Here is a 23,098-nt window from a genome sequence, read left to right as displayed (position 1 = left end):
TCCGGGCCTAGCCTAGGCTGGCCCGGATCCCGTCGATGACGAACTGGATGGCGAGCGCGGCCAGCAGCACGCCGAGCAGGCGGGTGATCACCGCCTCGATCCGGGCGCCCAGCACCCGCATCAGCGGCGCCGCCGCCAGCAGGGCGACCAGCGTCAGGAGGAGGTTCGCCGCCAGCGCGCCGATCACGACCAGGCTTTCGGCCCAGCCGCTGGTGCGCCCGACCAGCAGCATGACGGTGGCGATCGATCCCGGCCCGGCGATCATCGGCATGGCCATGGGAAAGGTGGAGACGTCCTCCACCTCCGGCGTGTCGGCATTGCGATCGGCGATCTTGTGCGCGCTGTCCTCTTTCCGCTGGTTGCGTTTTTCGAACACCATTTCCAGCGCGATCAGGAACAGCATGATGCCGCCGGCGATGCGGAAACTGTCGAGGCTGATGCCCAGCTTTTCCAGGAGCGCCTCGCCGATCAGGGCAAAAACCAGCAAGATCGCGCCCGCTGTGACGACGGCCCGGATCGCCATCGACCGGCGTTGAGCCGCAGTGGCGCCGGGCGTCAATCCGGCAAAGATGGGCGCGCAGCCCGGCGGATCGATGACTACCAGCAGCGTCACGAACGCACTGACGAACAACTCGATCACGGCAGCAGCAGTCCGGCCAGCGCCGCGCTCATCAGATTGGCGAGCGTGCCCGCCAGCAGCGCGCGAATGCCCAGCTTGGCGATGACCGGCCGCTGATTGGGCGCGAGCGACCCGGCCGATGCCATTTGAATGGCGATCGAGCTGAAATTGGCAAAGCCGCACAGCGCAAAGGTGATGATCGCGCGGCTGCGATCGGACAGGGTGGTGATGGTGTTCAACTCGGCAAAGGCGACCACTTCGTTCAGCACGACCTTTGTGCCGAGCAGGCCGCCGCCGACCCCGGATTCGGCCCAGGGAATGCCGATCAGGAAGGCGACCGGGGCCAGGATCACGCCCAATATCCCCTGAAAGCTGAGGTCCGGATAGCCGAACCAGCCGCCGATGCCGCCCAGGATGCCGTTGGCCAGCGCGACCAGCGAGACGAAGGCGAGCACCATCGCCGCGACCGCGACGGCGATCTTGACCCCCGTCTGCGCCCCCATCGCGGCGGCCATGATGACGTTGGAGGCGGTTTCATGGTCGCTGCCCGCATCGACCGCCATGACCGGCGGCGTGTTGAGTTCGTCGCCCAGCGGCAGGTTCGGCTCGGTCGGCGGTTCGTCGGGCATGATGATCTTGGCCATCAACAGGCCGCCCGGCGCCGACATGAAGGCGGCCGCCAGCAGGAAGGGCAGCGATTGCTGGCCCAGGATCTGGGCATAGAGCGCCAGGATGGTGCCGGCGACGCCCGCCATGCCGACCGTCATCATCGCAAACAGCTGCGACGGGGTCAGCGCGCTCAGATAGGGGCGGATGACGAGCGGCGATTCCGACTGGCCGACAAAGATGTTGGCGGCGGCCCCCAGCGATTCGACGTTCGACACGCCGGTCACCATGCGGATCGCGCCCCCGATCCAGCGGACGATGAACTGCATGATCCCGAAATAGTAGAGCACCGACACCAGCGACGCGAAGAAGATGATCACCGGCAGCGCGCCAAAGGCGAAACTCTTGCTGAGCGGGCTGTCGAAGAACGCATCGCCGATCAGCAGCCGGATCCCCTGATCCCCATAGCCGAGCAGGGCGGAGACGCCGCCGGCCAGGCCCAGGATCGCCGCCTTTCCGGCGGGGACATAGAGGACGAGGATGGCGATGCCCGCCTGAAGTGCAAAGGAAGCGCCGACGACGCGCATCCGGATGGCGCGGCGATTGCTGGACAGCAGAACGGCGACGCCAAGAATGATGGCAATGGCGGCAAGCCCGATCAGATAACGCGTCATCAGGTGAACAGAACCCCGGAAAAAGCAGGCCGCGCCGCCCCGTGAGCGCGCCCATCGGGATGGCAGTCATACACAGGCCGACGCATCGCACCAGAGGCGAGCGCGGCGCAAATGCGCACAAATTTGTGCGGGCGGGGGCGCAAGCGTGCCGGTTGGCCGGGGCGGGGCAGCGCGTGGAAACCGGTGCGGGGCCGGGATGCACCGCCAGCGAAAGGTGGCGAAAGTGGCGGCACGTCGGCAACGGGCGTCGACGGAATGATGGTCCTGGGCGATGGACAGAGGCGATATGCGCGGCGCAGGCAAGGCAGGCGGCCATGCCGGGCAGTGAAGCAGGGGATTTCCTACATTGATAGGGGGCGGTGGAGGTCTGAGCAGACGGGCGACCTCAACCAACACGTATTGGGAGATTACGACAAGCACTCATAAGTCGATCACGCGAACAGGAAGGGCATCCCTTGCGGCAGGGTGATGCTGAACGGCCATGTCGACGTAGTGCCTCACTTTCCAAAGGAACCCATGAATGGCCAGCACTTGTGCCTGGTCGAAGAGAAGCTGCTCGCCACCCTGAACTGAAAGAAAATCGAAAGCCCTGCCGTCACCTACCTTAGACCGCAAGATCGAAGCCGTGATATCGCTGTGATCAACATCTGAATGCGCATAGGTCCTATTTCGCGCTTTGATCAGCATCTCGTGCAGGCTTTTTTCCTCAACAGACATAGAAAACTCTTTGCCCAACTGCTTCCAACTTAAGGGCGCGGCGATGCCACGCGCCGTTGAAAATGGGCGACCGTAGGAAACGACCATCGATGTTTCATAGCACTTGAACCGACGTCGGTCTTCCTGGGAGCATCGCACATCTCCCCAATCGACCTCTTCCAACAGGAATGTCGCCGCACTCAAAGCATGACGAAAATCCAGAGCACTCATCATCAGTCGCTGGACCTGACCCTTCAGGTGCTGCGCAGGAATAAGCTTGTGCTTGCTCATCACTAGGAAATGTATGAGGCGCGTACCGTAATCAACGTTCGAGATGATATAAAAGGGATGAGCACATCACGCATAAGCTGCGTATATGCTCGGTCCCTGCTTGACCTGACGATGACCTGTCAGGTGTAAACCGATATACACGAGCTGCGCCGAAACAGCGACCTTTGGTCGGGATTTGCTGGATCGCTTCGCGCCCCACGGTGTAGTCGTTCGAGCGAGTATCCAAAGCATACGGAAGCGGACGGCCGCTAACCCCTTTTTGATGTTCTGGTTGTGTGCTAAGTCAGTAACATGACTAAATGCACCGCACCAGTAAGAGGTCACATACGGGGCGGCGGGGCGGACTGCCCAGTGTGCGGGCCCCGCTATCGCGGCTTTAGGTCGACTTACACGACCTCCTATACACCTTCTTATTCATCGTCGGGGTCTTACTCATCGTCGGGTAATAGTGGGGGCGGTCGTGGTAGCGGTGGCGGGTCTCGTCGCTCCGCGAAGCCGCGGTGGTCAGGAACTGGCTCGACCCAGTTTTACACTCCGGAAGAAGTGCGGGCGCTCACACCGATCCGCGAAACTGTAGAAAAACGAGCGCCGCTGCCCGATCTTCGGCACATCTTCTTGTGCCATGCATGGGACGACCGGCAGGGGTCCGCCAAAGAGCTGAACGACCTTCTCATTGGGCAAGGGGTGTCGGTCTGGTTCAGCGAGAATGACATCGGACTTGGCGAGCCATTTCTCCGCGCTATCGACAAAGGGTTAGCGAAGTCGCGGATTGGGATCGTATTGGTAACTCCCTCGTTGCTGAAGCGCCTTCCGTCAGGGGGCGTCGCAGACAAAGAGCTCTCGGTGCTCCTGCAGCGCGATCAACTTGTCCCCGTCATCCATAACACTACCTACGACGCACTCCGCGAAGTCAGCCCTATGCTCGCCTCGCGGAACGGCTTGGACACAGCAGAAATGCCGATGACAGATGTCGCAGCAAAGTTAGCTGAATTGGTCACCACTTAGCATTAGGAGCGTAAGGTCAGGCGTTCCAGCAATGAGCCCCGGCTATTTGCGGCAGCTGGTTTCCGATTGTCTACCGCTATGCCTTTAGCTGGATTGCGTCAGGCCGGGCACCGCCGCCCCCCCAATTAGATTCCTCCCTGATGGGCGGCCTCGCAGGCCCGAACCAGCGCACTAAAGCCGAGTTGAGCAAACGCGCCTGGAGCTTCTCCTTCGTCGCGAGCGCCGCTTACACGGACAAGTGTGCGTATCCGCAATACCGATTTACGTCAGGGGATCTGCCATTTCGCTCCCGGCCCAGTTGTGCAGCCCCGCTTGCCCCGTCGCCCGCTTTGCCGCTAGCAACGGGCATGGACCAGCCGACCCGCGCCGCCGCGCCCGCCATCTCGCCTTCGTTGTTCGCCTTTGCCATTTTCTATGGTGGGATGGTGTGCATTGCGGGGGTGCTGGGCAACAAGCAGGTGTCATTGGGGCCGCTGGCGGTGGAGGCGGGGATCTTTGCCTTTCTGCTGCTGGTCGTCGTGTCGAGCGCCGTTGCCGAACTGCACGGGCGGGCGGTGGCCAACCGGCTAGTGCTGATCGGGTTCGTGCCGTTGCTGACGTCGATGGCGCTGGCGTTGATCGTGTGGGCGATGCCGGCATCCGCCGAGATGAGCCCGGCCAATCGCGACGCCATCCAGATCGTGCTGTTCGCCAATCTGCGCATCTGGGCCGGGGGCGTGCTGGCCTACGGCATTTCCCAGGTGCTGAACGTCACCATCTTCGATGCGTTGAAGCGGGGCGAGGGCGGGCTGGTGTGGCTGCGCGCCGGAGTGGCCAGCGTGCTGAGTCAGATCGTCGACACGCTGATCTTCGTCACTGTCGCCTTTTACGGGGTGTTCCCGATCGGCAACCTGATCGCGGGGCAGATGACGGCCAAGGTCGTGCTGTCGATCCTGTTGGTGCCGCCGCTGATCATGCTCACGGTCGCGCTGGGGCGGCGGCTGGACCGCTGAGGGCACAGGCCCTTTCGCTGGCGGACGCCGCCCGCTAAAGGCGCGGCATGACCGACAACGCACCCGAACCGGCGATGCTCGCCAAGGCCGAAACGCTGGTCGAGGCGCTGCCCTATCTGCAGCGTTATGCCGGCGAAACCTTCGTCATCAAATATGGCGGCCATGCGATGGGCGATCCCGAAGCGCAGCGCGATTTCGCCGAGGACGTCGTGCTGCTGAAGGCGGTGGGGATCAACCCGGTCGTCGTGCATGGCGGCGGGCCGCAGATCGGGCGGATGCTGAAGCAGCTTGGCATCGAATCGCAGTTCGTCGGCGGCCTGCGCGTGACCGATGCCGCCACCGCAGAGGTCGCGGAAATGGTGCTGGCGGGCAAGATCAACAAGGAAATCGTCAGCTGGATCGCGGGCCTTGGCGGGCGCGCGGTCGGCATTTCGGGCAAGGACGCCAATCTGGTGCTGGCCGAAAAGGTCAGCCGCACCGAACCGGACCCCAATTCGGGAATTGAGCGCCATGTCGACCTGGGGTTCGTGGGCGAGCCGGTGGCGGTCGATCCGACGATCCTGAAGAACTTGGCCAGCGACCATTACATCCCCGTCGTCGCCCCGGTCGCGCTGGGCGCGGACGGCGCGACCTACAACATCAATGCCGACACCATGGCCGGCGCGATCGCCGGGGCGCTGGGGGCAAAGCGGTTCTTCCTGCTGACCGACGTGGCCGGCGTGCTGGATGCGGACAGGAACCTGATGACCGATCTGGACCGGGCGGGGATCGAGGCGCTGAAGGCCGAAGGCACGATTTCGGGCGGCATGATACCCAAGGTCGATACCTGCATCGCCGCGGTGGAGGCGGGGGTGGAGGCCGCCGTCATCCTGGACGGGCGGGTGCCGCATGCGATGCTCCTGGAAATATTCACGCGGCGGGGTGCGGGCACGCTGGTCCGGCGCTAGCATTGCCGTTCGATGCGCCTATCTGTATTATCGATACAACACAGTTGAATGGAGGTCGTCTTGGGTTCGTTCCTGTTGATGCTGCTGGGCATCGTCCAGATCCTGCTCGACGTGTTGTGGTGGATCATCATCATCCAGTTCGTGCTGTCGATCCTGATCAACTTCAACGTCATCAACTATAACGACATGGTGGCCGGGCTGTATCAGGGGCTGAACCGGCTGACCGACCCGATCTTTGCGCCGATCCGGCGGATTTTGCCCGACACCCGGCCGCTGGACCTGGCCCCGCTGGCGGTGCTGGTCGCCATGTCGATCGTCAACCGCGCGATCATCCCGTGGTTGCAGGGCATGATCCTCTCCGGCGGGATGTGAGCCGCGCGCCGACGCTGGCATTGATCCCGTCGGGCGGATAAGGACGCCGGCATGAGCGCCCGGATCATCGACGGCAAGGGATTTGCCGAACAGCTTCGTTCCCGCATCGCGGCCGCCGTGCCCGGCTTTCGCGCAGGTGCCGGCCGTGCGCCCGGCCTGGCGGTGGTGCTGGTGGGGGAGGATCCGGCATCGTCGGTCTATGTCCGGTCCAAGCACCGCGCGACCGTGGCGGCGGGGATGGAGAGTTTCGAACATCGCCTGCCCGCCGATACCGATCAGGCGACACTGATCGCGCTGGTCGATGCGCTGAATGCCGATCCGGCGGTCGACGGCATCCTGGTGCAGTTGCCGCTGCCCCGGCATCTGGATGCGCAGGCGGTGCTGCTGCGCATCGATCCGGACAAGGATGTAGACGGGTTTCACCCGGTGAATGCCGGGCGGCTGGCGACGGGGCTGCCGGGGTTCGTGCCATGCACGCCGCTGGGCTGCGCGATGCTGCTGGAGGCGGAGCTGGGCGACCTGTCCGGCATGGAGGCGGTGGTAATCGGCCGGTCGAACATCGTCGGCAAGCCGATGGCGGCGCTGCTTACCGCGCGCAGCGCGACGGTGACGCTGGCGCACAGCCGCACCCGCGATCTGGCGGGGCATGTCGCGCGCGCGGACATCGTGGTGGCGGCGGTCGGAATCGCGCAGTTCGTGCGTGGCGAATGGATCAAGCCCGGCGCGACGGTGATCGATGTCGGCATCAACCGGACGGCGGACGGCCTGGTCGGCGACGTCGATTTTGCCGGGGCGGCAAGTGTGGCGAGCGCAATCACCCCGGTTCCGGGCGGGGTGGGACCAATGACCATCGCCTGCCTGCTCCACAACACGCTGGAGGCTGCGCACCGGCGCGAGGGGATGGCGTTCGGCGGCGTTTGAACCGTCGATCAGAGCAGGAAATTATACGCCGCCACGCCGATGACCCCGGCGGTCAGCAGATAGCCGAACAGGATTAGCAGCCCATCGCGCGCCATGATGCCAAGGCCGAACAGCAGCACCGCACCGGCAGGCAGGGCGGCGGCAAAGGGCAGCAGTTCGAGCGGCGGCATGAAAGCGGCCGTCAGCACCATGCAGCCCGCCGCGATCCGCTGACCGGCCTCACCCGCCAGCGACGACAGGCGGGGGCCGATCAGCTTGTCGATGCGCTTGGCCCATTTGCCCGCCTTGTCCCGCGTCTTTTCGACCTTTTCCTGATCGACGCCCAGCTCCTTCAGGAATTTGGGAACCCAGGGATGCTTGGCACCGAACAGCATCTGCGCGGCGATCAGGACGATCAGCACGCCCATGGTGGTCGGCACGCCGGGGATGCCGCCGACGGGCGGGATGATGGCGATCAGCGCGAACAGCGACACCAGCGGGCCGAAGCTGCGATTGCCGAAACTGTCGAGCAGCGATCCGATGGTGACCTTGCCATCCTCGGCACTGTCCACCGCTTCGTCGAGCAGATCCTCGATCGGATTGTCGTCGCCCGTTGCTGCCGCTGCCATCCGTCCCTCCATCCGTTGCAGCTTCGCAACGCGTGGGGAGGGGACGGGTTGCGCGGGGCGTGCTGCGAGCAAGCCCCTCCCCTTCAGGGGAGGGGTTGGGGTGGGGTGATGGGGCGCCGGTCGTCCGCTACCAGCCCCCACCCCAACCCGGCATCGGGTCGGTCAGTCCCCCGGACTGACCTGAACCGCGCGGGGCGCGGTTCACCCGATGCCCCCAAGGGGGAGGGGCTATGGTCGTGCCATTAGCGGGTCGGGACGGGTTCCTCGCCGGAATAGTCGTAGAAGCCGCGCCCGGTCTTGCGGCCATACCAGCCGGCCTCGACATATTTGACCAGCAGGGGGGCGGGCCGGAACTTGGGGTCGCCGGTCCCTTCGAACAGGACGCGCGTGATTTCGAGGCAGGTGTCCAGCCCGATAAAGTCGGCAAGCGTGAACGGCCCCATGGGATGGTTCAGGCCCAGCTTGCACGCGGTATCCACGTCGCGGATCGTCGCCACGCCCTCGCCAAGGGCAAAGCACGCCTCGTTCAGCATGGGCATCAGCACGCGGTTGACGATGAAGCCGGGCGCGTCGTTGGCGTGGACGATCTCCTTGCCCAGCGACCGGCCGAACGCCTCGACCGCGTCCACCGTCGCATCCGAGGTGGCGAGGCCCCGGATCAGCTCGATCAGGCCCATGACCGGCACCGGGTTGAAGAAATGGACGCCCATGAAGCGGGCGGGATCGGGCGATGCCTGAGCCAGCCGGGTGATCGGAATGGAGGATGTGTTGCTGGCCAGGATGGCATCGTCCCGCATCAGCGGGCCGACATTGCCGAAGATCTGGCGCTTGATCTCTTCCCGTTCGGTCGCGGCCTCGATGATCAGGTCGCATTCGGCCATGCGGGTCACGTCGCCGATCGCATCGATATTGGCCAGCGTCGCTTCGCTGGCTTCGGCCGTGATCTTTTCCTTGGCCACCAGCCGGGCCAGCCCCTTGGCGATGCCCGCCTTGCCCGCCTCGGCCCGGTCCTGCGTCACGTCGGACAACAGGACGCGGTAGCCCGCTGCTGCCGATACTTGCGCGATGCCGGCGCCCATCTGTCCCGCGCCGATGACCCCGATGCTGTTCATGCTTGTTGCTCGCTGCTGTAATTCGGACATTCCCGTCAGATAGCGGCTTTTGCGGTTCCTGCCAGCGCGATAAGAGGATGGCCATGCGATCCATCCTCCCAATGATCCTGTTGCTGGCCCTGCTGGGCGCGTGCACCGAAGCGCCGCCTGCCGCCAACGGGGTGGAGCCGGTCGACGGCAACATCATGGCGAACGCCGTGGATCCGGTGACCGCAGCGGTCGAGCCCGATGGCAAGGTGCGCCCGCGGCCGGGCAATCTGGGCACCTTCCGCGACTGGACCGTCGGGTGCGACAATGCGCTTGCCTGCAAGGCGGTCGCCCTGGCGCCGGAGGATGGCGAAATTCCCAGCGTGCTGATGTCGATCGCCCGCGAACCGGCTCCCGATGGTGCGGTGGTGGTGCGCTTTACCGGCCAGGACCTGCCTGGCCTGCCCCTGACGGTGCAGGTGGACGGCAAGACCGTGGCTGCCGGGGGCGAGCGCGAAGACGAACAGACCATCCGGCTGACCGATGCGTCCGCCCGCACCATCGCGCTGGAGGCGGTGAACGGCACGGTGCTGACCGTGGCTGGCCGCAACGGCCCGGCCTATCCGGTGTCGCTGGCCGGCCTGTCGGCGGCGCTCAGATATATCGACGCCGAACAGGGCCTGGCGGGAACGGCCCAGGCCATCGTCGCGCGGGGCGGTGGCCCTGGCACGCCGCCCGCTCGCGTGTTGCCGTTGATCCGCGCTGTCCGTGCGGAAGGAACGGCGGCGGCGCTGGATCAGGCGCGGGTCGATGCGCTGCGCAAGAGTGCGGATTGCGGCATCGCCGAATATATCGACGAACCGCCGGCGGCCGAAGCCTATCCGCTGGGCGGCGGCGCGACGCTGATCCTGCTGCCCTGCGATGCGGGTGCCTATAATTTGATGTCGCTCGTCTATGTCATGCAGGACGGCGGCGAGCCGAAGCTTGCCGAGTTCGATACCGAGATCGGCATGGGTGGGCCGGACGGGTTGAAGGCGCTGGTGAATGCAGGCTTTGCCGACGGCGTCCTGACCAGCTTTGCCAAGGGACGGGGCATCGGCGATTGCGGGATCGGTCAGAGCTTCGTCTGGGACGGCACCCGGTTCCGCCTGTCGGAACAGGTGGAGATGGGCGAATGCCGCGGCAGCATCGATTACATCACCACCTGGCGCACGCGCGTGGTGCGCGACGGTCCTGACGCCGGATAAGGCGGAAACGGCCGGCCGCGTCAGCGCAGCCGCTTGCCGATCAACGTCCCCTTGGTACCCCGGTTGACCAGTTCGAACCGGAAATCCGGCCAGCGCTTGCGCCAGCGGGCGGCGACCACCCGCTCGCCGGGCCGTGCGGCATCGTCCAGCAGGATCGTGCCGCCCACCGGGATCCGGTCGAACAGCACCTCTGCCGCGCCGCGCACGAACGGATGGATGGTCCAGGGCGGACCGTCGATCACCAGCAGGTCGATCCGGTCGGGCAGGGTGCCGGTGTCGTACCAGATGCAGGGCCAGGGTTCCGGCGCCCGGGTAAAGGGCACGGCACGCAGGTCGGGATAGACCCCCTGTTCGGCCAGCCAGTCGCGGGTGGCGGACACGAACCCGCCATGCTGGTCCATCGACAGAAGCTGGCCGCCGCCGTTCAGGTGCAGCGCGCGGGCGATGATCAGGCTGGATGCACCCATGCCCAGTTCGACCACCTGGCTCGGCCGCTCGTCGCGGATATGATCGACGATCAGCGACAACAGGCCGGTATCCGCCTTCCAGCTGCCCAGATTGGGAAGGGCGTCGTCATTCAGGCGCAGTTCGGCCAGGAGCTTCGCCTTTGCCGCCCGGCTGCCCCCGGACAGGCTGCGCGCCAGCCATGGCCACTGGATCGCGCCCCAGGCGATGGTGAACAGCCGGTCGCCCAGCGATTTCTTCATGCCGGCGGGCCATGGATCGGCATCGCCAAGGGGAAGGAACTGGGTCGTCTCTCGGGTCGTCATGCCATTCCCATGCGAAGCGGTGGTGGGCAGGTGACCCGACCTGATCATCAAGTCAAGCAAGCCCCGATACGAAAAGGGGCGGCCCGTTGCCGGACCGCCCCGATTCGCATCGATTGCCGAGCGATCAGCGCTTCGAGAACTGGAAGCTGCGGCGGGCCTTTGCCTTGCCGTACTTCTTGCGCTCGACCGCGCGGCTGTCGCGGGTCAGGAAGCCTGCGCGCTTGACGGGGGTGCGCAGCACCGGCTCGTACTTGGTCAGCGCCTGGGCGATGCCGTGCTTGACGGCCCCTGCCTGGCCCGACAGGCCGCCGCCCTTGACGGTGGCGATCACGTCATACTGGCCCTCGCGCTCGGCGACGCCGAACGGCTGGTTGATGACCAAACGCAGCGTGGGACGCGCGAAATAAACTTCCTGGTCGCGGCCATTGATGGTGATCTTGCCGGTGCCGGGCTTGATCCACACGCGGGCGACCGCGTCCTTGCGGCGGCCGGTTGCATAGGCACGGCCATAGGCGTCGAGTTCCTGCTCGCGCAGCGGCGCCGGCTCGTAGGTCGGGGCCTGGGTGCCGGCATCGGCGTCCGCATCGGCCAGCGGCTGGCCCTGGACGACCGCGCCCAGATCGGAAAGGGACTGGCGATTGTCGGTCATTATGCGCCCACCTTGTTCTTGCGGTTCATGCCCGCGATATCCAGCACTTCGGGGTTCTGGGCCGTGTGCGGATGCTCCGTGCCCTTGTAGATGCGCAGGTTGCGCATCTGCTGACGGCCCAGCGGACCACGCGGGATCATGCGCTCGACAGCCTTTTCCAGGACGCGCTCGGGGAAGCGGCCGTCCAGCACCTTGGCTGCGGTGATTTCCTTGATGCCGCCGGCATAGCCTGTGTGCTTGTAATAGGTCTTCTGCGCCAGCTTCTTGCCGGTGAAGCGCACCTTGTCGGCGTTGATGACGATGACATTGTCACCGCAATCGACATGGGGGGTAAAGCTGGTCTTGTGCTTGCCGCGCAGCACATTGGCGATGATCGTCGCCGCACGACCGACCACCAGGCCTTCGGCATCGACGATATGCCACTTCTTTTCCACCTCGGCCGGTTTCACCGACTTGGTGGTCTTCAACAGCGCCTTCATGGGCTTTGTGACCTTATCCGGGTTGAACGATAAACGCCGCCCGTTGGCGGAGCGGCGCGATGGCGGCCCAATCGGGCAGAATGATGCGAAAGTCAAGCGAAGGTGCGGCTTTGCTGACGGGTAACAGGATACCGGTTAGGGAATGGCCACCGGATCGACCGTCGTGCGGGTCGTGATCGTCTGTTCGATCCCGCCCGTCACGGTGCGGCGGACGCGCACCGATGATCGCAGCATGCTGACAGTGGCATCCAGCTCGCGCGTTTCGCTGACCTGCATCTCGAACGGGCCTGCGGGGCCGGTTCCGGTGCCAGCCAGCCGATCCTCGATCGCCAACCGGTCGTCGGGGGTGCGATAAGCGCGGCGGACCCCGGTCAACGCCACGCCCGCGCCCTGCTGGGCGAGCGGCTGGGCGGCGGTCGGCACCCGCGGCAGATCGGGGGAGGGGAGGACGGCGGAGAGCATGGACCCGAGAAACGCCAGCTGCGCGGCGGGCGGCGTGGCGGCGATCCGGTCGCCCAGCGCCTTGCGCACGGCCGACTGGCGATTCCCCGGCGTCTCGCGCAATCCCTGATCGATCATCGCCGTGCTCCAGCGACCGTAATGCGCCGCCAGATCGTCGATGCTGACGACGGTGCCGCCCGCATCCAGGCGAAAGATCACCGGATTGCCGATGAAGGTCGCCATGGTCGCTTCGAACATCGCGCCTGGGCCGCTGCCGATGCCGCCGTCCACGGCGGTGGTGATCATCGTCGCGGCATAGCCATCGCCGTCGCGGGCAAAGCGCAGCGTCCGATCCAGCCGATGCCGTTCGATCTCGCCGCCCATTTCGCGCGTTTCCTCGATGCGGTAATGCCAGTCGGCATCGAGCGGCGGGTTGAAGGCGGGTGCCGCCGGCTGCGCCGCCGCCTGGACCAGCACTGGCGCCATCAGCATCAGGATCATGCGAGGCTTTCGCCCAGCCATGCCGTCGTCGTCGGGGTGACATCGACGGGCCACCAGAGGATGGCGGGCACGGCATAGGGATGCAGCTCTGCGATCCTGTCGACGGCGCGTTCGACCCGTGCACCGTCGGTCTTGACCAGCAGGCCGATTTCTTCCGCGGTTTCGATCCGACCCTGCCAGCGGTAGATGGCGGTCAGTGGCGGCAGGATGTGGACACAGGCGGCCAGCCGTTCATCGACCAGCGAGCGGGCAATCGATTCGGCCCGCATTGCATCGTCCAGCGTCGTTCGGATCAGGACCGCGCCGGTCACGCAGCGCTGCGGCCCAGGCTGTGCGCGCCCCAGGCGAACGCTGCGACCAGCAATGCGCCGACCAGCTGGTGAGTCGCCGCGACGTGCAGGTTGACGCCGCTCAACACCGTGCCGATGCCGAGCAGGATCTGGATGCCCAGCATGGCGTGAATGGCGATCGAGGCGGGCCGGTTACCGCCGCGTTTCACCCGCACCGCCATCGCGATCAGTGCCGCCGCCGCCACCCAGGCCCACCAGCGATGGATGAAGTGGATGACATAGGGATCGTTGAAGACGGCATCGAGCGGCGGGCGCATCGCAAATTCGTCGGCCGGGAACAGGCGTCCGTTCATCAGCGGCCATTGATCGGTGACCAGCCCGGCATTCAGCCCGGCGGTATAGGCGCCGAACAGCAGCTGGATGAACAGCACCGCCCCGACGCCCGCCGCCAGCGGCGTCACCCGTGCCGACTGCGCATCGGGCCGGGTGGCCAGTTGCCGCATGTCGAGCGCGGTCCACACCACCGCGCCCAGGATGAACAGGGCCAGCAGCAGATGCGCGGCCAGCCGGTAATGGCTGACATCGGTCCGCTCGCTGAGGCCCGACGACACCATCCACCATCCGACCACCGCCTGCAGCCCGCCCAGCGCGAGCAGCGTGACCAGCCGCACGCCATAGCCGCGCGGGATCATTCGGCGAACCGCAAACCACGCCAGCGGCAGGGCAAAGGCCAGCCCGATCACCCGGCCCAGCAGCCGGTGGAACCATTCCCAGAAATAGATGAACTTGAATTCGGCCAGGGTCATGCCCTGGTTCAGCTGCCGATATTCCGGGATCTGCTTGTACAGGTCGAATTCGGCCTGCCACTGCGCCTCGCTCAGCGGGGGCAGTGCGCCCGATACCGGTTTCCATTCGGTGATCGACAGGCCCGATTCGGTCAGCCGGGTAATGCCGCCGACCAGCACCATCAGGACGATCAGGGCGGCAACCGCCCAGAGCCAGCGGGCAATGGCGGCGGGGCGGGCGGAGGGGGGGATCAAGCTGGGCTGCAACACGCCCGGCAGATAGGCGATACGCCCGCATGGGGCAATGCGGCACTAGGGCGGTGCTGGCCGGACGCCGCCCCCGACCGCGCCGGACGGCCAATGCAACAGCCGTACAGATGATATATTGTAACTTGGCCAGGACGCCTCTATATCGCAGCGACGATGACGACTCAGTCGATCTTGACAGGCCAGGGCGGAACCGCCGGCTGGCTGCGCGCGGTGCCGGGCATCGACCGGCTGGCAATCATCGTATCCGGCCTGTGCGTCGTGCACTGCGTCGCCACCCTGATGCTGGTCAGCGCGCTGACCGCTGCCGGTGGCGGCATTGTCAGCCCCCATCTGCACGAACTGGGGCTGGTGCTGGCGATCCTGTTCGGCGCGGTAGGCCTCGGCGTCGGTGCGCTCAATCACGGATATCTGATGCCGGTTGCGACCGGTGCGTTCGGGCTTGGCGTGATGGCAGGGGCGCTGACCGTGCCGCACGGTGCGGCAGAGGCGGCGGCGACCGTGCTGGGCGTCCTGATCGTCGCTTTGGGTCACGACCTGAACCGGCGGGCCGCTGGCTGATCGCTTGCCGCGCGCGGGCGGCGTCACTAGGTTTCAGCCGATGCACAGCAACGATTCCCACGGGCACGATCACCAGGAACGCAGCGGCAATGCGCTGGCCGAAGCCGCGCAGAGCCAGCTGGAACGTTCTGGCGAGCAATGGACCGCGATGCGGGCCAGCGTGTTCGCCGCGCTGGCAGGGTTCGACAAGCCCGTCAGCGCCTATGACATCGCCGATGCCGTGTCGAAGCGGGAGGGGCGGCGCATCGCCCCCAATACCGTCTATCGCATCCTGGACCTGTTCGTCGGATCCAATCTGGCGCGGCGGGTGGAAAGCCAGAATGCCTATGTCGCCAATGCGCATCCCGATTGCCTGCACGACTGCATCTTCCTGGTGTGCGACAATTGCGGACAGGCGACGCATCTGGACGACGATGTCATCACCCGTTCGGTCCGTTCGGCCGCGCTCGATGCGGGCTTTGCCCCGGTGCGTCCGGTGATCGAGGTGCGGGGCCGGTGCGGCGACTGCGATACCGATTGATGCCGTAGCGTCGTGGGGGCGTCCCACGGGGAAGTGCCGGCAATAGCATCCCCCCAATCGACAGCGTGTCCATAAAAGATTACACCGCCATCATGAACGACCGTCCCGATACGCCGCTGCTCGACACTGTTCCTACGCCCGAGGCCTTGAGAAAGCTGAAGCTTGCCGACCTGCGACAGGTGGCCGATGAACTGCGGTCGGAAACGATTTCGGCCGTGGGGACGACCGGCGGGCATCTGGGGTCGGGGCTGGGCGTGGTCGAGCTGACCGTCGCCATCCATTATGTGTTCGATACGCCGCGCGACCGGCTGGTCTGGGACGTCGGCCACCAATGCTATCCGCACAAGATCCTGACCGGACGGCGCGACCGCATCCGCACGCTGCGCACGGGCGGCGGACTTTCGGGCTTTACCAAGCGGGCGGAAAGCGAATTCGACCCCTTTGGCGCGGCCCACAGCTCGACCAGCATTTCGGCGGCGCTCGGCTTTGCCGTCGCCAACAAGCTGGCGGGCCAGCCCGGAAAGGCGATTGCGGTCATCGGCGACGGCGCGATGAGCGCGGGCATGGCCTATGAAGCGATGAACAATGCCGAACAGGCGGGCAACCGGCTGATCGTCATCCTCAATGACAACGACATGTCGATCGCGCCGCCGGTCGGTGGCCTGTCCTCTTATCTCGCGCGAATCGTGTCCAGCCGCGAGTTCCTGTCGGTGCGCGAGGCGCTGAAGCGGCTGGCGCGCAAGCTGCCCAGCCCGCTGCACAAGGCCGCGAAAAAGACCGACGAATATGCCCGCGGCCTGGCGATGGGCGGCACCTTGTTCGAGGAACTGGGCTTTTACTATGTCGGCCCGATCGACGGGCACGACCTGGACCAGCTGGTCCCCGTGCTGGAAAATGTGCGCGATGCCGCCGAGGGGCCGTGCCTGATCCATGTCGTGACCAAGAAGGGCAAGGGATATGCCCCGGCCGAAAACAGCGCCGACAAATATCACGGCGTCCAGAAGTTCGACGTGATCACCGGCGCGCAGGTCAAGGCGCCGCCTGGGCCGCCATCCTATCAGAACGTGTTCGGCGAGACGCTGGCGAAGCTGGCGGAAACCGATACGCGCATCTGTGCGATCACCGCCGCCATGCCGGGCGGGACGGGCGTCGACAAGTTCGCTTCGGCGCATCCAGGCCGATCGTTCGACGTCGGCATCGCCGAACAGCACGCCGTCACCTTTGCCGCCGGTCTGGCGGCGCAGGGGATGCGGCCATTCTGCGCCATCTATTCGACCTTCCTTCAGCGCGCCTATGACCAGGTGGTGCATGACGTTGCGATCCAGAACCTTCCGGTGCGGTTCGCCATCGACCGGGCGGGGCTGGTGGGCGCCGATGGCTGCACCCATGCGGGCAGTTTCGACGTCACCTATCTGGCGACGCTCCCCAATTTCGTGGTGATGGCTGCGGCGGACGAGGCGGAGCTGGTCCACATGACCTATACCGCCGCCGAATATGACGCCGGGCCGATCGCGTTCCGCTATCCGCGCGGCAACGGCGTCGGCGTGCCGATGCCCGAGCAGCCGCAGCTGCTGGAAATCGGCAAGGGCAGGGTGGTTCGCGAGGGCAAGAAGGTTGCCATCCTGTCGCTCGGCACGCGCCTGTCCGAAGCGTTGAAGGCCGCCGATGTGCTGGACGCCAAGGGGCTGAGCACCACGGTTGCCGACCTGCGCTTTGCCAAGCCCCTGGACGAGGAATTGATCCGCCGCCTGCTGACCACGCATGAGGTCGCAGTGACGATCGAGGAGAACGCCATTGGCGGCCTGGGCGCGCATGTGCTGACCATGGCGAGCGACGCGGGGCTGATCGACGCGGGGCTCAAGCTGCGCACCATGCGCCTGCCCGACCTGTTCCAGGATCAGGACAAGCCGGAAGCGCAATATGACGAGGCGGGGCTGAACGCGCCGCACATCGTCGATACCGTGCTGAAGGCGCTGCGCTGGAACGAGACCGAGGCAGAGGCGGGGGCCAGGGCCTGATCGGCTGGCTCAGCCGCTGCCCAGCCCGAATCCCGATCCGTCCCCCCGCAGCGAGCGCCAGCGTGGCGGAACGCGCCGCGTGGCGGTGCGGTGGATCGACCCGTCGGTCAGCCGGGCGAGCAGTTCCTGCCCCTCCGGCCAGCTGCCAATGCCGCTGTCGGCATTGATATGGCCGAGCGCGCCCGCATCGTGGAACAGGCTGCCCCAATGCGTCGCCAGATGATGCGCGCGGTCGAAATCCAGCCAGGGATCGTCGCTGCTGGCGACCAGAATCGACGGAAAGGGCAGCGGCTCGACCGGGATCGGGCGAAAGGTGCGCAGCATCTGTCGGTCCGACCAGTCGACATCCGCTGGCGCGACCATCAGCGCACCCGCCACGCGGCCGACGATGTCCGGCGCGGCCATGGTCGCCCACCAGGCGATGGCGATGCAGCCGAGGCTGTGCCCGACGAGCACGACTGGCGCCGGTGATTCGGTGATCGCCCGGTCCAGCCGGGTTACCCATGGATTGCGCTGCGGCGCGTTCCACAGGCCAAGTTCGACCCGGCGGGTGTCGCCGCGCAACTGTTCCCAGATCGTCTGCCAATGGCCCGGCCCGCTATTGTCCAGCCCCGGTACGGTCAGGATCGTCGGGCTTGTCCGGTCGCGTCCATCGAAAATCGTCATGACCTTCCTCCGTTACCCCCTGGTTGTCGATGCAATCTTATTCCTACCAAATCGATAGGCAATAAACTTTGCGTTTGGATGGTGTCGATTTGCGTTTGGTCGATCCCGTTGGCACAGGACGGCGATGGCCAAGCTGCGCATCGATCAGTTGCTCGCGGACCGCGGGCTGGCGGAAAGCCGCACCCGGGCGCAGGCGCTCGTCATGGCCGGCCTGGTCTTCGTCGGCGACCGCAAGATCGACAAGCCGGGCCAGCAGGTGGCGAGCGATGCCGAGCTTGTGGTCAAGGGACGGGATCATCCATGGGTGTCGCGCGGCGGGATCAAGCTCGCCCATGCGCTTGACCGCTTCGCCATCGATCCGGCCGGCGTGGTTGCAATGGATGTCGGCAGTTCCACCGGCGGCTTCACCGACGTGCTGCTCAGCCGGGGGGCCGGGCGGGTCTATGCAGTGGACAGCGGCACCAACCAGTTGGCGTGGAAACTGCGCCAGGACCCCCGGGTGATCGTGCATGAACAGACGAGCGCACGCGTGCTGACCCCGCTTCATGTGCCCGAACCCGTCGGTGCCATCGTCTGCGACGCCAGTTTCATCGCGCTGCACAAGGTGTTGCCGGTGCCGATGGGCTTTGCTGCGCCGGGTGCCTGGCTGGTCGCCCTGATCAAGCCGCAGTTCGAGGCGGAGCGACACGAAATCGGCAAGGGCGGGGTGGTGCGCGATCCCGAAGTCCATGCTCGTGTTTGCACTGCAACAGAAACCTGGCTTGGCAGCATCGGCTGGACAGTGCAGGGTGTGGTGGAAAGCCCCATTACGGGGCCGGAAGGAAATGTTGAGTTTCTGGTTGCGGCGCGAAACGATTTGTGAGCGCTTGCGTTACGTCACTCAGCAGAATAGCGCCCATGGGACCGATGCAGAACAAAGTCATGATCCTGATGCTCGCGCTGTTCGCGGCGGGCTGTTCTGGCGATGAGCCGGCGGCAAAGGGCCGGGCGGCGCCATTGGTGACTGCCTCGACCGTCAGCCAGGAACGCTTTGTCGAACGGATCGAGGCGGTCGGCACCGCGCGCGCCAATGAACAGGTGACGCTGGCGGCGCCGGTAACCGAACGGATCGAGCGGCTGGCATTCGACGATGGCGATTTCATTCGCCGCGGCGACGTGGTTGCGGTCCTGGCTCGCGGTCAGGAAACCGCCCAGCTGGCCAACGCACAGGCGCGGGCGTCGGAGGCCGAAAAGCAGCTGGCGCGCCTGTCGGAACTGCGTCAGCGCGGGTTCGCGACCCAAAGCGCGCTCGACGCGCAGACCGCACTTGCGGCACAGGCGACGGCACAGGCAGCCGAGGCGCGGGCATCGATCGGCGACCGGGTGCTTCGCGCACCCTTTTCGGGCTATGTGTCGTTGCGCAACATTTCCGCCGGGGCCATCGTCAGCGCGGGCACCGAAGTGGCGACGATCAGCGACCTGTCCGTCATCAAGCTCGATTTCTCGGTTCCCGAAACGCTGTTGTCGGCGATCCGCAAGGGCCAGCCGATCGAGGCGCGGGCGGCGGCGTATCCGAATGAGCTGTTCCGCGGCAATATCGACGTGATCGATGCGCTGGTGAACCCCGAAACCCGCGCCGTGACGGTGCGGGCGGAAATCCCCAACCCCGATGCGCGATTGAAACCCGGCATGCTGCTGACCGTGGTAATCGAGGCATCGGCCCGCACCGCATCGGCCGTCCCCGAACTGGCGATCGTCGGCGATGGCGATGAGAATTTCGTGTTCGTCGTCGATGGCGGCAAGGCGAAACGGGTGCCGGTGCGAACGGGCATCCGTCAGAATGGCAAGGTTGAAATCCTGTCCGGCCTGCCCGCCGGGTCGCGCGTGATCACCGAAGGGGTGGTCAAGGTGGCCGATGGCCAGCAGGTCCGCCTGTCCGGGCCGGAACAGGCGGCGGCATCGCCCGCGGCGGCGGGAACGGGCGTCAACTGATGCAGTTGTCGGACCTGTCCGTCCGGCGTCCCGTTTTCGCGGCGGTGCTGTCCATCCTGTTGACGCTGTTCGGCATTGTCGGGTTCATGAGCCTGTCTGTGCGCGAATATCCCGATACCGACCCGCCGATCGTTTCCATCGAAACCGTATACACCGGCGCCGCCGCCACGGTGATCGAGGCGCGCATCACCCAGCCGCTGGAGGATGCGTTGTCCGGGATCGAGGGGATCCAGACCATCACCTCGACCTCGCGCGACGGCCAGTCGAGCATTTCCATCGAGTTCCGCCCGAACCGCGATGTCGATTCCGCTGCGAACGACGTGCGCGACCGCATCGGCGGCGTGACCGAGGATCTGCCGGAAGAGGCGCTCGCGCCGGAAGTGCGAAAGGTGGATGCCGACGCATCGCCGATCATGTTCCTGGTCGTGTCCCGCCCCGGCTGGACGCCGCTGCAACTGTCCGACTACGTAAACCGCAACCTGGTCGACCGGTTTGCGACCATCGACGGCGTGGCGCGGGTGTTCGTCGGCGGCGATGCGCGCCCGTCGATGCGGGTGTGGCTTAATTCCCAGAAGCTGGCGGCATTTCAGCTGACCACCGGCGATGTCGAAAACGCGCTGCGCAGCCAGAATGTCGAACTGCCCGCCGGCCGGCTGGAATCGACGCAGCAGAACGTCACGCTGCGCGTCGATCGCGCCTTCGGTTCGCCGCAGAGTTTCGCGGGGCTGGTCGTCGGGCGCGGGCCGGACGGGTATCTGGTCCGGCTGGGCGATGTGGCGCGGGTCGAGGTCGGGGCCGAAAATCCCTATAACCGCTTCCGGCTGAACGGCGGGGCTGCGGTCGGCATGGGCGTTGTCCGGCAGTCCGGCGCGAATACGCTGGCGGTGGCCGATTCAGCCAAGAAACTGGCGGAGAATCTGAAGCCCGACCTGCCGCAGGGCATGACGATCACGGTCGGATCGGACGATTCGCTGTTCATCGGCGAGGCGATCAAAAAGGTCTATCATACGCTGGGCGAGGCGGCGATCCTGGTGGTGGCCGTCATCTTCCTGTTCCTGGGATCGTGGCGCGCGACGATCATCCCGGCGGTGACGGTGCCCATCTGTCTGCTGGGCGCGTTCGCCGTGTTGTGGATGGTCGGCTATTCGGTCAACCTGCTGACCCTGCTGGCCATGGTGCTCGCCATTGGCCTGGTGGTCGACGACGCGATCGTCGTGCTGGAAAACGTCTATCACCGCATCGAACAGGGCGAACCGCCGCTGGTCGCCGCGTTCAAGGGGACGCGTCAGGTCGGTTTCGCCGTCATTTCAACGACTTTGGTGGTCTGTGCGGTGTTCGTGCCGGTCATGTTCCTGGCGGGTCAGACCGGGCTGTTGTTCCGCGAACTGGCCGTGGCGATGATCGGCGCCATCGCCTTTTCGGGCTTCCTGGCATTGACGCTGACGCCGATGCTCTGCTCGAAAATGCTGAAGAAGGAAAAGCGCGGGCGGGTTACCGGCTGGGTCGACCGCCAGTTCCAGAAACTGGAAAACGCCTATGGCCGCCGGCTGGACGGGGTGATCCGCAAGCCCGTGCTGACCGCGATCATCGTCGCTGCCTTTCTGGGACTGGGCGGCGCGTCCTTTGCCTTCATCCAGTCCGAACTGGTGCCGCCAGAGGATCAGGGCGGGCTGTTCGCCAATATCAACGCGCCGGAGGGTACCGGCTTCGAACAGATGGACAAATACGCGCTGGAGGCTCAGGCCAAGCTGCTACCCCTGTTGGACCAAGGCGCGGTACGCAACATCATCACGCGTGTACCCGGCAGCTTCGGTGCCAGCGACGATTTCAACAGCGCCGCGTTCATCATCTTTTTGAAGCACTGGGACGATCGCGAAACCAGCACCCAGGAAATCGCCAACCAGGTCAACGGCATCCTGCAGACCCTTCCAGCGGTGCGCGGCAACTCGCAGGTCCGCTCGGCCCTTGGGCGCGGGCGCGGCCAGCCGCTCAATCTGGTGATCGCCGGCACGACCTATGAAGGGCTGGTCGAGGCGCGCGACAGGATCCTGGCGGCGGCGGCGAACAATCCGGGGATCATCAACCTCGATTCCGATTACAAGGAAACCAAGCCGCAGCTGCGCATCGACGTGGATACGACCCGTGCCGGCGATCTGGGCGTGTCGGTACAGGAAGTCAGTGCCGCGTTGCAGACGCTGCTCGGGTCGCGCCGCGTTTCGACCTATGTCGACCGGGGCGAGGAATATTATGTCGTCGTGCAGGCGGAACCGTCCAATCGATCGACGCTGACCGATCTGGCCACCATCTATGTCCGCAGCCGGTCCAACACGCTGATCCCGCTGTCCAACCTGGTCACCACGCGTGAGGTTTCCGGCCCGCGCGATCTGGGCCGGTTCAACAAGCTGCGCTCGATCACCCTGTCGGGCGGCCTTGCGCCCGGATACTCGCTGGGCGAGGCGTTGACCTTTCTGGAGGAACAGGCCCGGCAGTCGCCGGAGGTGCTGGCCATCGGCTATCGCGGCGAAAGCCAGGCCTTCCGCGAAACCGGCGGGTCGATCCTGCTGGTCTTCGGCCTGACCATCGCCATCATCTATCTGTTGCTGGCCGCGCAGTTCGAAAGTTTCGTCCATCCCGCGATCATCATCACCACGGTGCCGCTGGCCGTGGCCGGTGGCCTGATCGGCCTGTTGATGTTCGACAAGACGCTGAACCTGTACAGCCAGATCGGCATCGTGATGCTGGTCGGGCTGGCGGCAAAGAACGGCATCCTGATCGTCGAATTCGCCAACCAGTTGCGCGACGAGGGCATGGAGATCGTCGAGGCGATCCGCGAGGCATCGGCCCGGCGGCTGCGCCCGATCCTGATGACCTCCATCGCCACCATTGCCGGTGCCGTGCCGCTGGTGCTGGCCGGCGGGGCGGGCAGCGCGGCGCGGTCGGCCATTGGCGTCGTCATCGTGTTCGGCGTGTTCTTTTCCACGGTCATCACGCTGTTCATGATCCCGCTGCTCTACAGCCGCCTGGCCAAGCGGACCCAGTCACCCGAAGCGGTGAGCCGCGAGCTTGACGCCGCGCTGGGCGAGGCACAGCCCGCGGAATAACCCCAAAAGACCGAGAGGGATC

Annotated in this window: 24 protein-coding genes; 12 read left to right on the top strand and 12 right to left on the bottom strand. The window is 65.6% G+C overall.

Annotation, left to right across the window (positions count from 1 at the left end):
* Positions 1-7 precede the first annotated feature (7 nt).
* From ACPVPU_RS12080 to ACPVPU_RS12070, 3 genes are all read right to left on the bottom strand, one after another.
* Positions 8-640 carry a MarC family protein gene (locus tag ACPVPU_RS12080; RefSeq protein ID WP_448658196.1) on the bottom strand — a complete coding sequence of 211 codons (633 nt, stop codon included), beginning with the start codon at positions 638-640 and terminating at the stop codon, positions 8-10.
* Positions 637-1,899, bottom strand: a complete 1,263-nt coding sequence (locus ACPVPU_RS12075) for a NupC/NupG family nucleoside CNT transporter (protein WP_448658195.1) — start codon at positions 1,897-1,899, stop codon at positions 637-639. The genes ACPVPU_RS12080 and ACPVPU_RS12075 overlap by 4 nt, the downstream gene beginning before the upstream one ends.
* A 420-nt stretch (positions 1,900-2,319) precedes the next feature.
* Entirely contained in the window at positions 2,320-2,886 is a 567-nt protein-coding gene (locus ACPVPU_RS12070) for a hypothetical protein (RefSeq protein WP_448658194.1), read from the bottom strand.
* Between the two features lie 543 nt (positions 2,887-3,429).
* On the opposite strand from ACPVPU_RS12070, the gene ACPVPU_RS12065 reads away from it, so the two are divergent.
* The 5 genes from ACPVPU_RS12065 to folD all read left to right on the top strand — a co-directional run bounded on the left by ACPVPU_RS12065 (position 3,430) and on the right by folD (position 7,123).
* Positions 3,430-3,891: a toll/interleukin-1 receptor domain-containing protein gene (locus ACPVPU_RS12065; protein WP_448658193.1), complete on the top strand. Its 462-nt coding sequence runs from the start codon at positions 3,430-3,432 to the stop codon at positions 3,889-3,891.
* 347 nt (positions 3,892-4,238) lie between these two features.
* Positions 4,239-4,883 (top strand): queuosine precursor transporter, encoded by a 645-nt coding sequence (locus ACPVPU_RS12060; protein WP_448658192.1) that lies wholly within the window; start codon positions 4,239-4,241, stop codon positions 4,881-4,883.
* Between the two features lie 47 nt (positions 4,884-4,930).
* The gene (gene argB, locus ACPVPU_RS12055; protein WP_448658191.1) at positions 4,931-5,830 is read left to right on the top strand and encodes an acetylglutamate kinase; all 900 of its coding nucleotides are present in this window, start codon (positions 4,931-4,933) and stop codon (positions 5,828-5,830) included.
* 48 nt (positions 5,831-5,878) lie between these two features.
* Positions 5,879-6,202 carry a YggT family protein gene (locus tag ACPVPU_RS12050; protein ID WP_448658190.1) on the top strand — a complete coding sequence of 108 codons (324 nt, stop codon included), beginning with the start codon at positions 5,879-5,881 and terminating at the stop codon, positions 6,200-6,202.
* Between the two features lie 51 nt (positions 6,203-6,253).
* Positions 6,254-7,123 carry a bifunctional methylenetetrahydrofolate dehydrogenase/methenyltetrahydrofolate cyclohydrolase FolD gene (folD, locus tag ACPVPU_RS12045; protein ID WP_448658189.1) on the top strand — a complete coding sequence of 290 codons (870 nt, stop codon included), beginning with the start codon at positions 6,254-6,256 and terminating at the stop codon, positions 7,121-7,123.
* An 8-nt stretch (positions 7,124-7,131) separates the two neighbouring features.
* On the opposite strand, the gene ACPVPU_RS12040 is transcribed toward folD, so the two are convergent.
* Together ACPVPU_RS12040 and ACPVPU_RS12035 are read right to left on the bottom strand one after the other, a co-directional pair.
* The gene (locus tag ACPVPU_RS12040) at positions 7,132-7,731 is read right to left on the bottom strand and encodes an exopolysaccharide biosynthesis protein (RefSeq protein ID WP_448658188.1); all 600 of its coding nucleotides are present in this window, start codon (positions 7,729-7,731) and stop codon (positions 7,132-7,134) included.
* A gap of 242 nt (positions 7,732-7,973) precedes the next feature.
* On the bottom strand, positions 7,974-8,843 hold the full coding sequence (locus ACPVPU_RS12035) for a 3-hydroxybutyryl-CoA dehydrogenase (protein WP_448658187.1): 870 nt from the start codon (positions 8,841-8,843) through the stop codon (positions 7,974-7,976).
* An 83-nt stretch (positions 8,844-8,926) separates the two neighbouring features.
* On the opposite strand from ACPVPU_RS12035, the gene ACPVPU_RS12030 reads away from it, so the two are divergent.
* On the top strand, positions 8,927-10,057 hold the full coding sequence (locus ACPVPU_RS12030) for a DUF1176 domain-containing protein (RefSeq protein WP_448658186.1): 1,131 nt from the start codon (positions 8,927-8,929) through the stop codon (positions 10,055-10,057).
* 20 nt (positions 10,058-10,077) lie between these two features.
* Here ACPVPU_RS12030 and ACPVPU_RS12025 read toward each other — a convergent pair whose 3' ends face one another.
* The 6 genes from ACPVPU_RS12025 to ACPVPU_RS12000 all read right to left on the bottom strand — a co-directional run bounded on the left by ACPVPU_RS12025 (position 10,078) and on the right by ACPVPU_RS12000 (position 14,242).
* On the bottom strand, positions 10,078-10,827 hold the full coding sequence (locus tag ACPVPU_RS12025) for a class I SAM-dependent methyltransferase (RefSeq protein WP_448658184.1): 750 nt from the start codon (positions 10,825-10,827) through the stop codon (positions 10,078-10,080).
* A gap of 124 nt (positions 10,828-10,951) precedes the next feature.
* Entirely contained in the window at positions 10,952-11,476 is a 525-nt protein-coding gene (rpsI, locus tag ACPVPU_RS12020) for a 30S ribosomal protein S9 (RefSeq protein WP_448658183.1), read from the bottom strand.
* Positions 11,476-11,955 carry a 50S ribosomal protein L13 gene (gene rplM / locus ACPVPU_RS12015; protein WP_448658182.1) on the bottom strand — a complete coding sequence of 160 codons (480 nt, stop codon included), beginning with the start codon at positions 11,953-11,955 and terminating at the stop codon, positions 11,476-11,478. Before rplM ends, rpsI begins: the two co-directional genes overlap by 1 nt.
* 135 nt (positions 11,956-12,090) lie before the next feature.
* On the bottom strand, positions 12,091-12,897 hold the full coding sequence (locus ACPVPU_RS12010) for a hypothetical protein (protein ID WP_448658181.1): 807 nt from the start codon (positions 12,895-12,897) through the stop codon (positions 12,091-12,093).
* A complete protein-coding gene (gene cutA, locus ACPVPU_RS12005) occupies positions 12,894-13,208 on the bottom strand; it encodes a divalent-cation tolerance protein CutA (protein ID WP_448658180.1) in 315 nt (104 codons plus the stop codon). The genes ACPVPU_RS12010 and cutA overlap by 4 nt, the downstream gene beginning before the upstream one ends.
* The gene (locus ACPVPU_RS12000) at positions 13,205-14,242 is read right to left on the bottom strand and encodes a COX15/CtaA family protein (protein WP_448658179.1); all 1,038 of its coding nucleotides are present in this window, start codon (positions 14,240-14,242) and stop codon (positions 13,205-13,207) included. Before ACPVPU_RS12000 ends, cutA begins: the two co-directional genes overlap by 4 nt.
* Positions 14,243-14,395: 153 nt before the next feature.
* Between ACPVPU_RS12000 and ACPVPU_RS11995 the strand changes: the two genes are divergently transcribed.
* The 3 genes from ACPVPU_RS11995 to dxs all read left to right on the top strand — a co-directional run bounded on the left by ACPVPU_RS11995 (position 14,396) and on the right by dxs (position 17,338).
* Positions 14,396-14,800 (top strand): MerC domain-containing protein, encoded by a 405-nt coding sequence (locus ACPVPU_RS11995; RefSeq protein ID WP_448658178.1) that lies wholly within the window; start codon positions 14,396-14,398, stop codon positions 14,798-14,800.
* Between the two features lie 40 nt (positions 14,801-14,840).
* The gene (locus ACPVPU_RS11990; protein WP_448658177.1) at positions 14,841-15,320 is read left to right on the top strand and encodes a Fur family transcriptional regulator; all 480 of its coding nucleotides are present in this window, start codon (positions 14,841-14,843) and stop codon (positions 15,318-15,320) included.
* 92 nt (positions 15,321-15,412) lie between these two features.
* Positions 15,413-17,338, top strand: coding sequence for a 1-deoxy-D-xylulose-5-phosphate synthase (gene dxs / locus ACPVPU_RS11985; protein ID WP_448658176.1), 1,926 nt, complete (start codon positions 15,413-15,415; stop codon positions 17,336-17,338).
* A gap of 9 nt (positions 17,339-17,347) precedes the next feature.
* Here the strand turns inward: dxs and ACPVPU_RS11980 are convergent, their stop codons facing one another.
* Positions 17,348-18,004, bottom strand: a complete 657-nt coding sequence (locus ACPVPU_RS11980; protein ID WP_448658175.1) for an RBBP9/YdeN family alpha/beta hydrolase — start codon at positions 18,002-18,004, stop codon at positions 17,348-17,350.
* A 124-nt stretch (positions 18,005-18,128) separates the two neighbouring features.
* Here ACPVPU_RS11980 and ACPVPU_RS11975 point away from each other — a divergent pair, with 124 nt between their 5' ends.
* From ACPVPU_RS11975 to ACPVPU_RS11965, 3 genes are read left to right on the top strand one after another with little or no spacing between them, the layout of a single operon-like run.
* Positions 18,129-18,866, top strand: coding sequence for a TlyA family RNA methyltransferase (locus ACPVPU_RS11975; RefSeq protein ID WP_448658174.1), 738 nt, complete (start codon positions 18,129-18,131; stop codon positions 18,864-18,866).
* Between the two features lie 59 nt (positions 18,867-18,925).
* Positions 18,926-19,975 carry an efflux RND transporter periplasmic adaptor subunit gene (locus ACPVPU_RS11970; protein WP_448658173.1) on the top strand — a complete coding sequence of 350 codons (1,050 nt, stop codon included), beginning with the start codon at positions 18,926-18,928 and terminating at the stop codon, positions 19,973-19,975.
* Complete coding sequence (locus ACPVPU_RS11965; protein ID WP_448658172.1) at positions 19,975-23,076, top strand: efflux RND transporter permease subunit; 3,102 nt, start codon at positions 19,975-19,977, stop codon at positions 23,074-23,076. Before ACPVPU_RS11970 ends, ACPVPU_RS11965 begins: the two co-directional genes overlap by 1 nt.
* The last annotated feature ends 22 nt before the right edge of the window (positions 23,077-23,098 follow it).

The sequence above is a fragment of the Sphingomonas paludis genome (genome assembly GCF_053502515.1).
The sequence above is the reverse complement of the archived record's forward strand: the minus strand, read 5'-3'. Positions and strand labels throughout refer to the sequence as shown.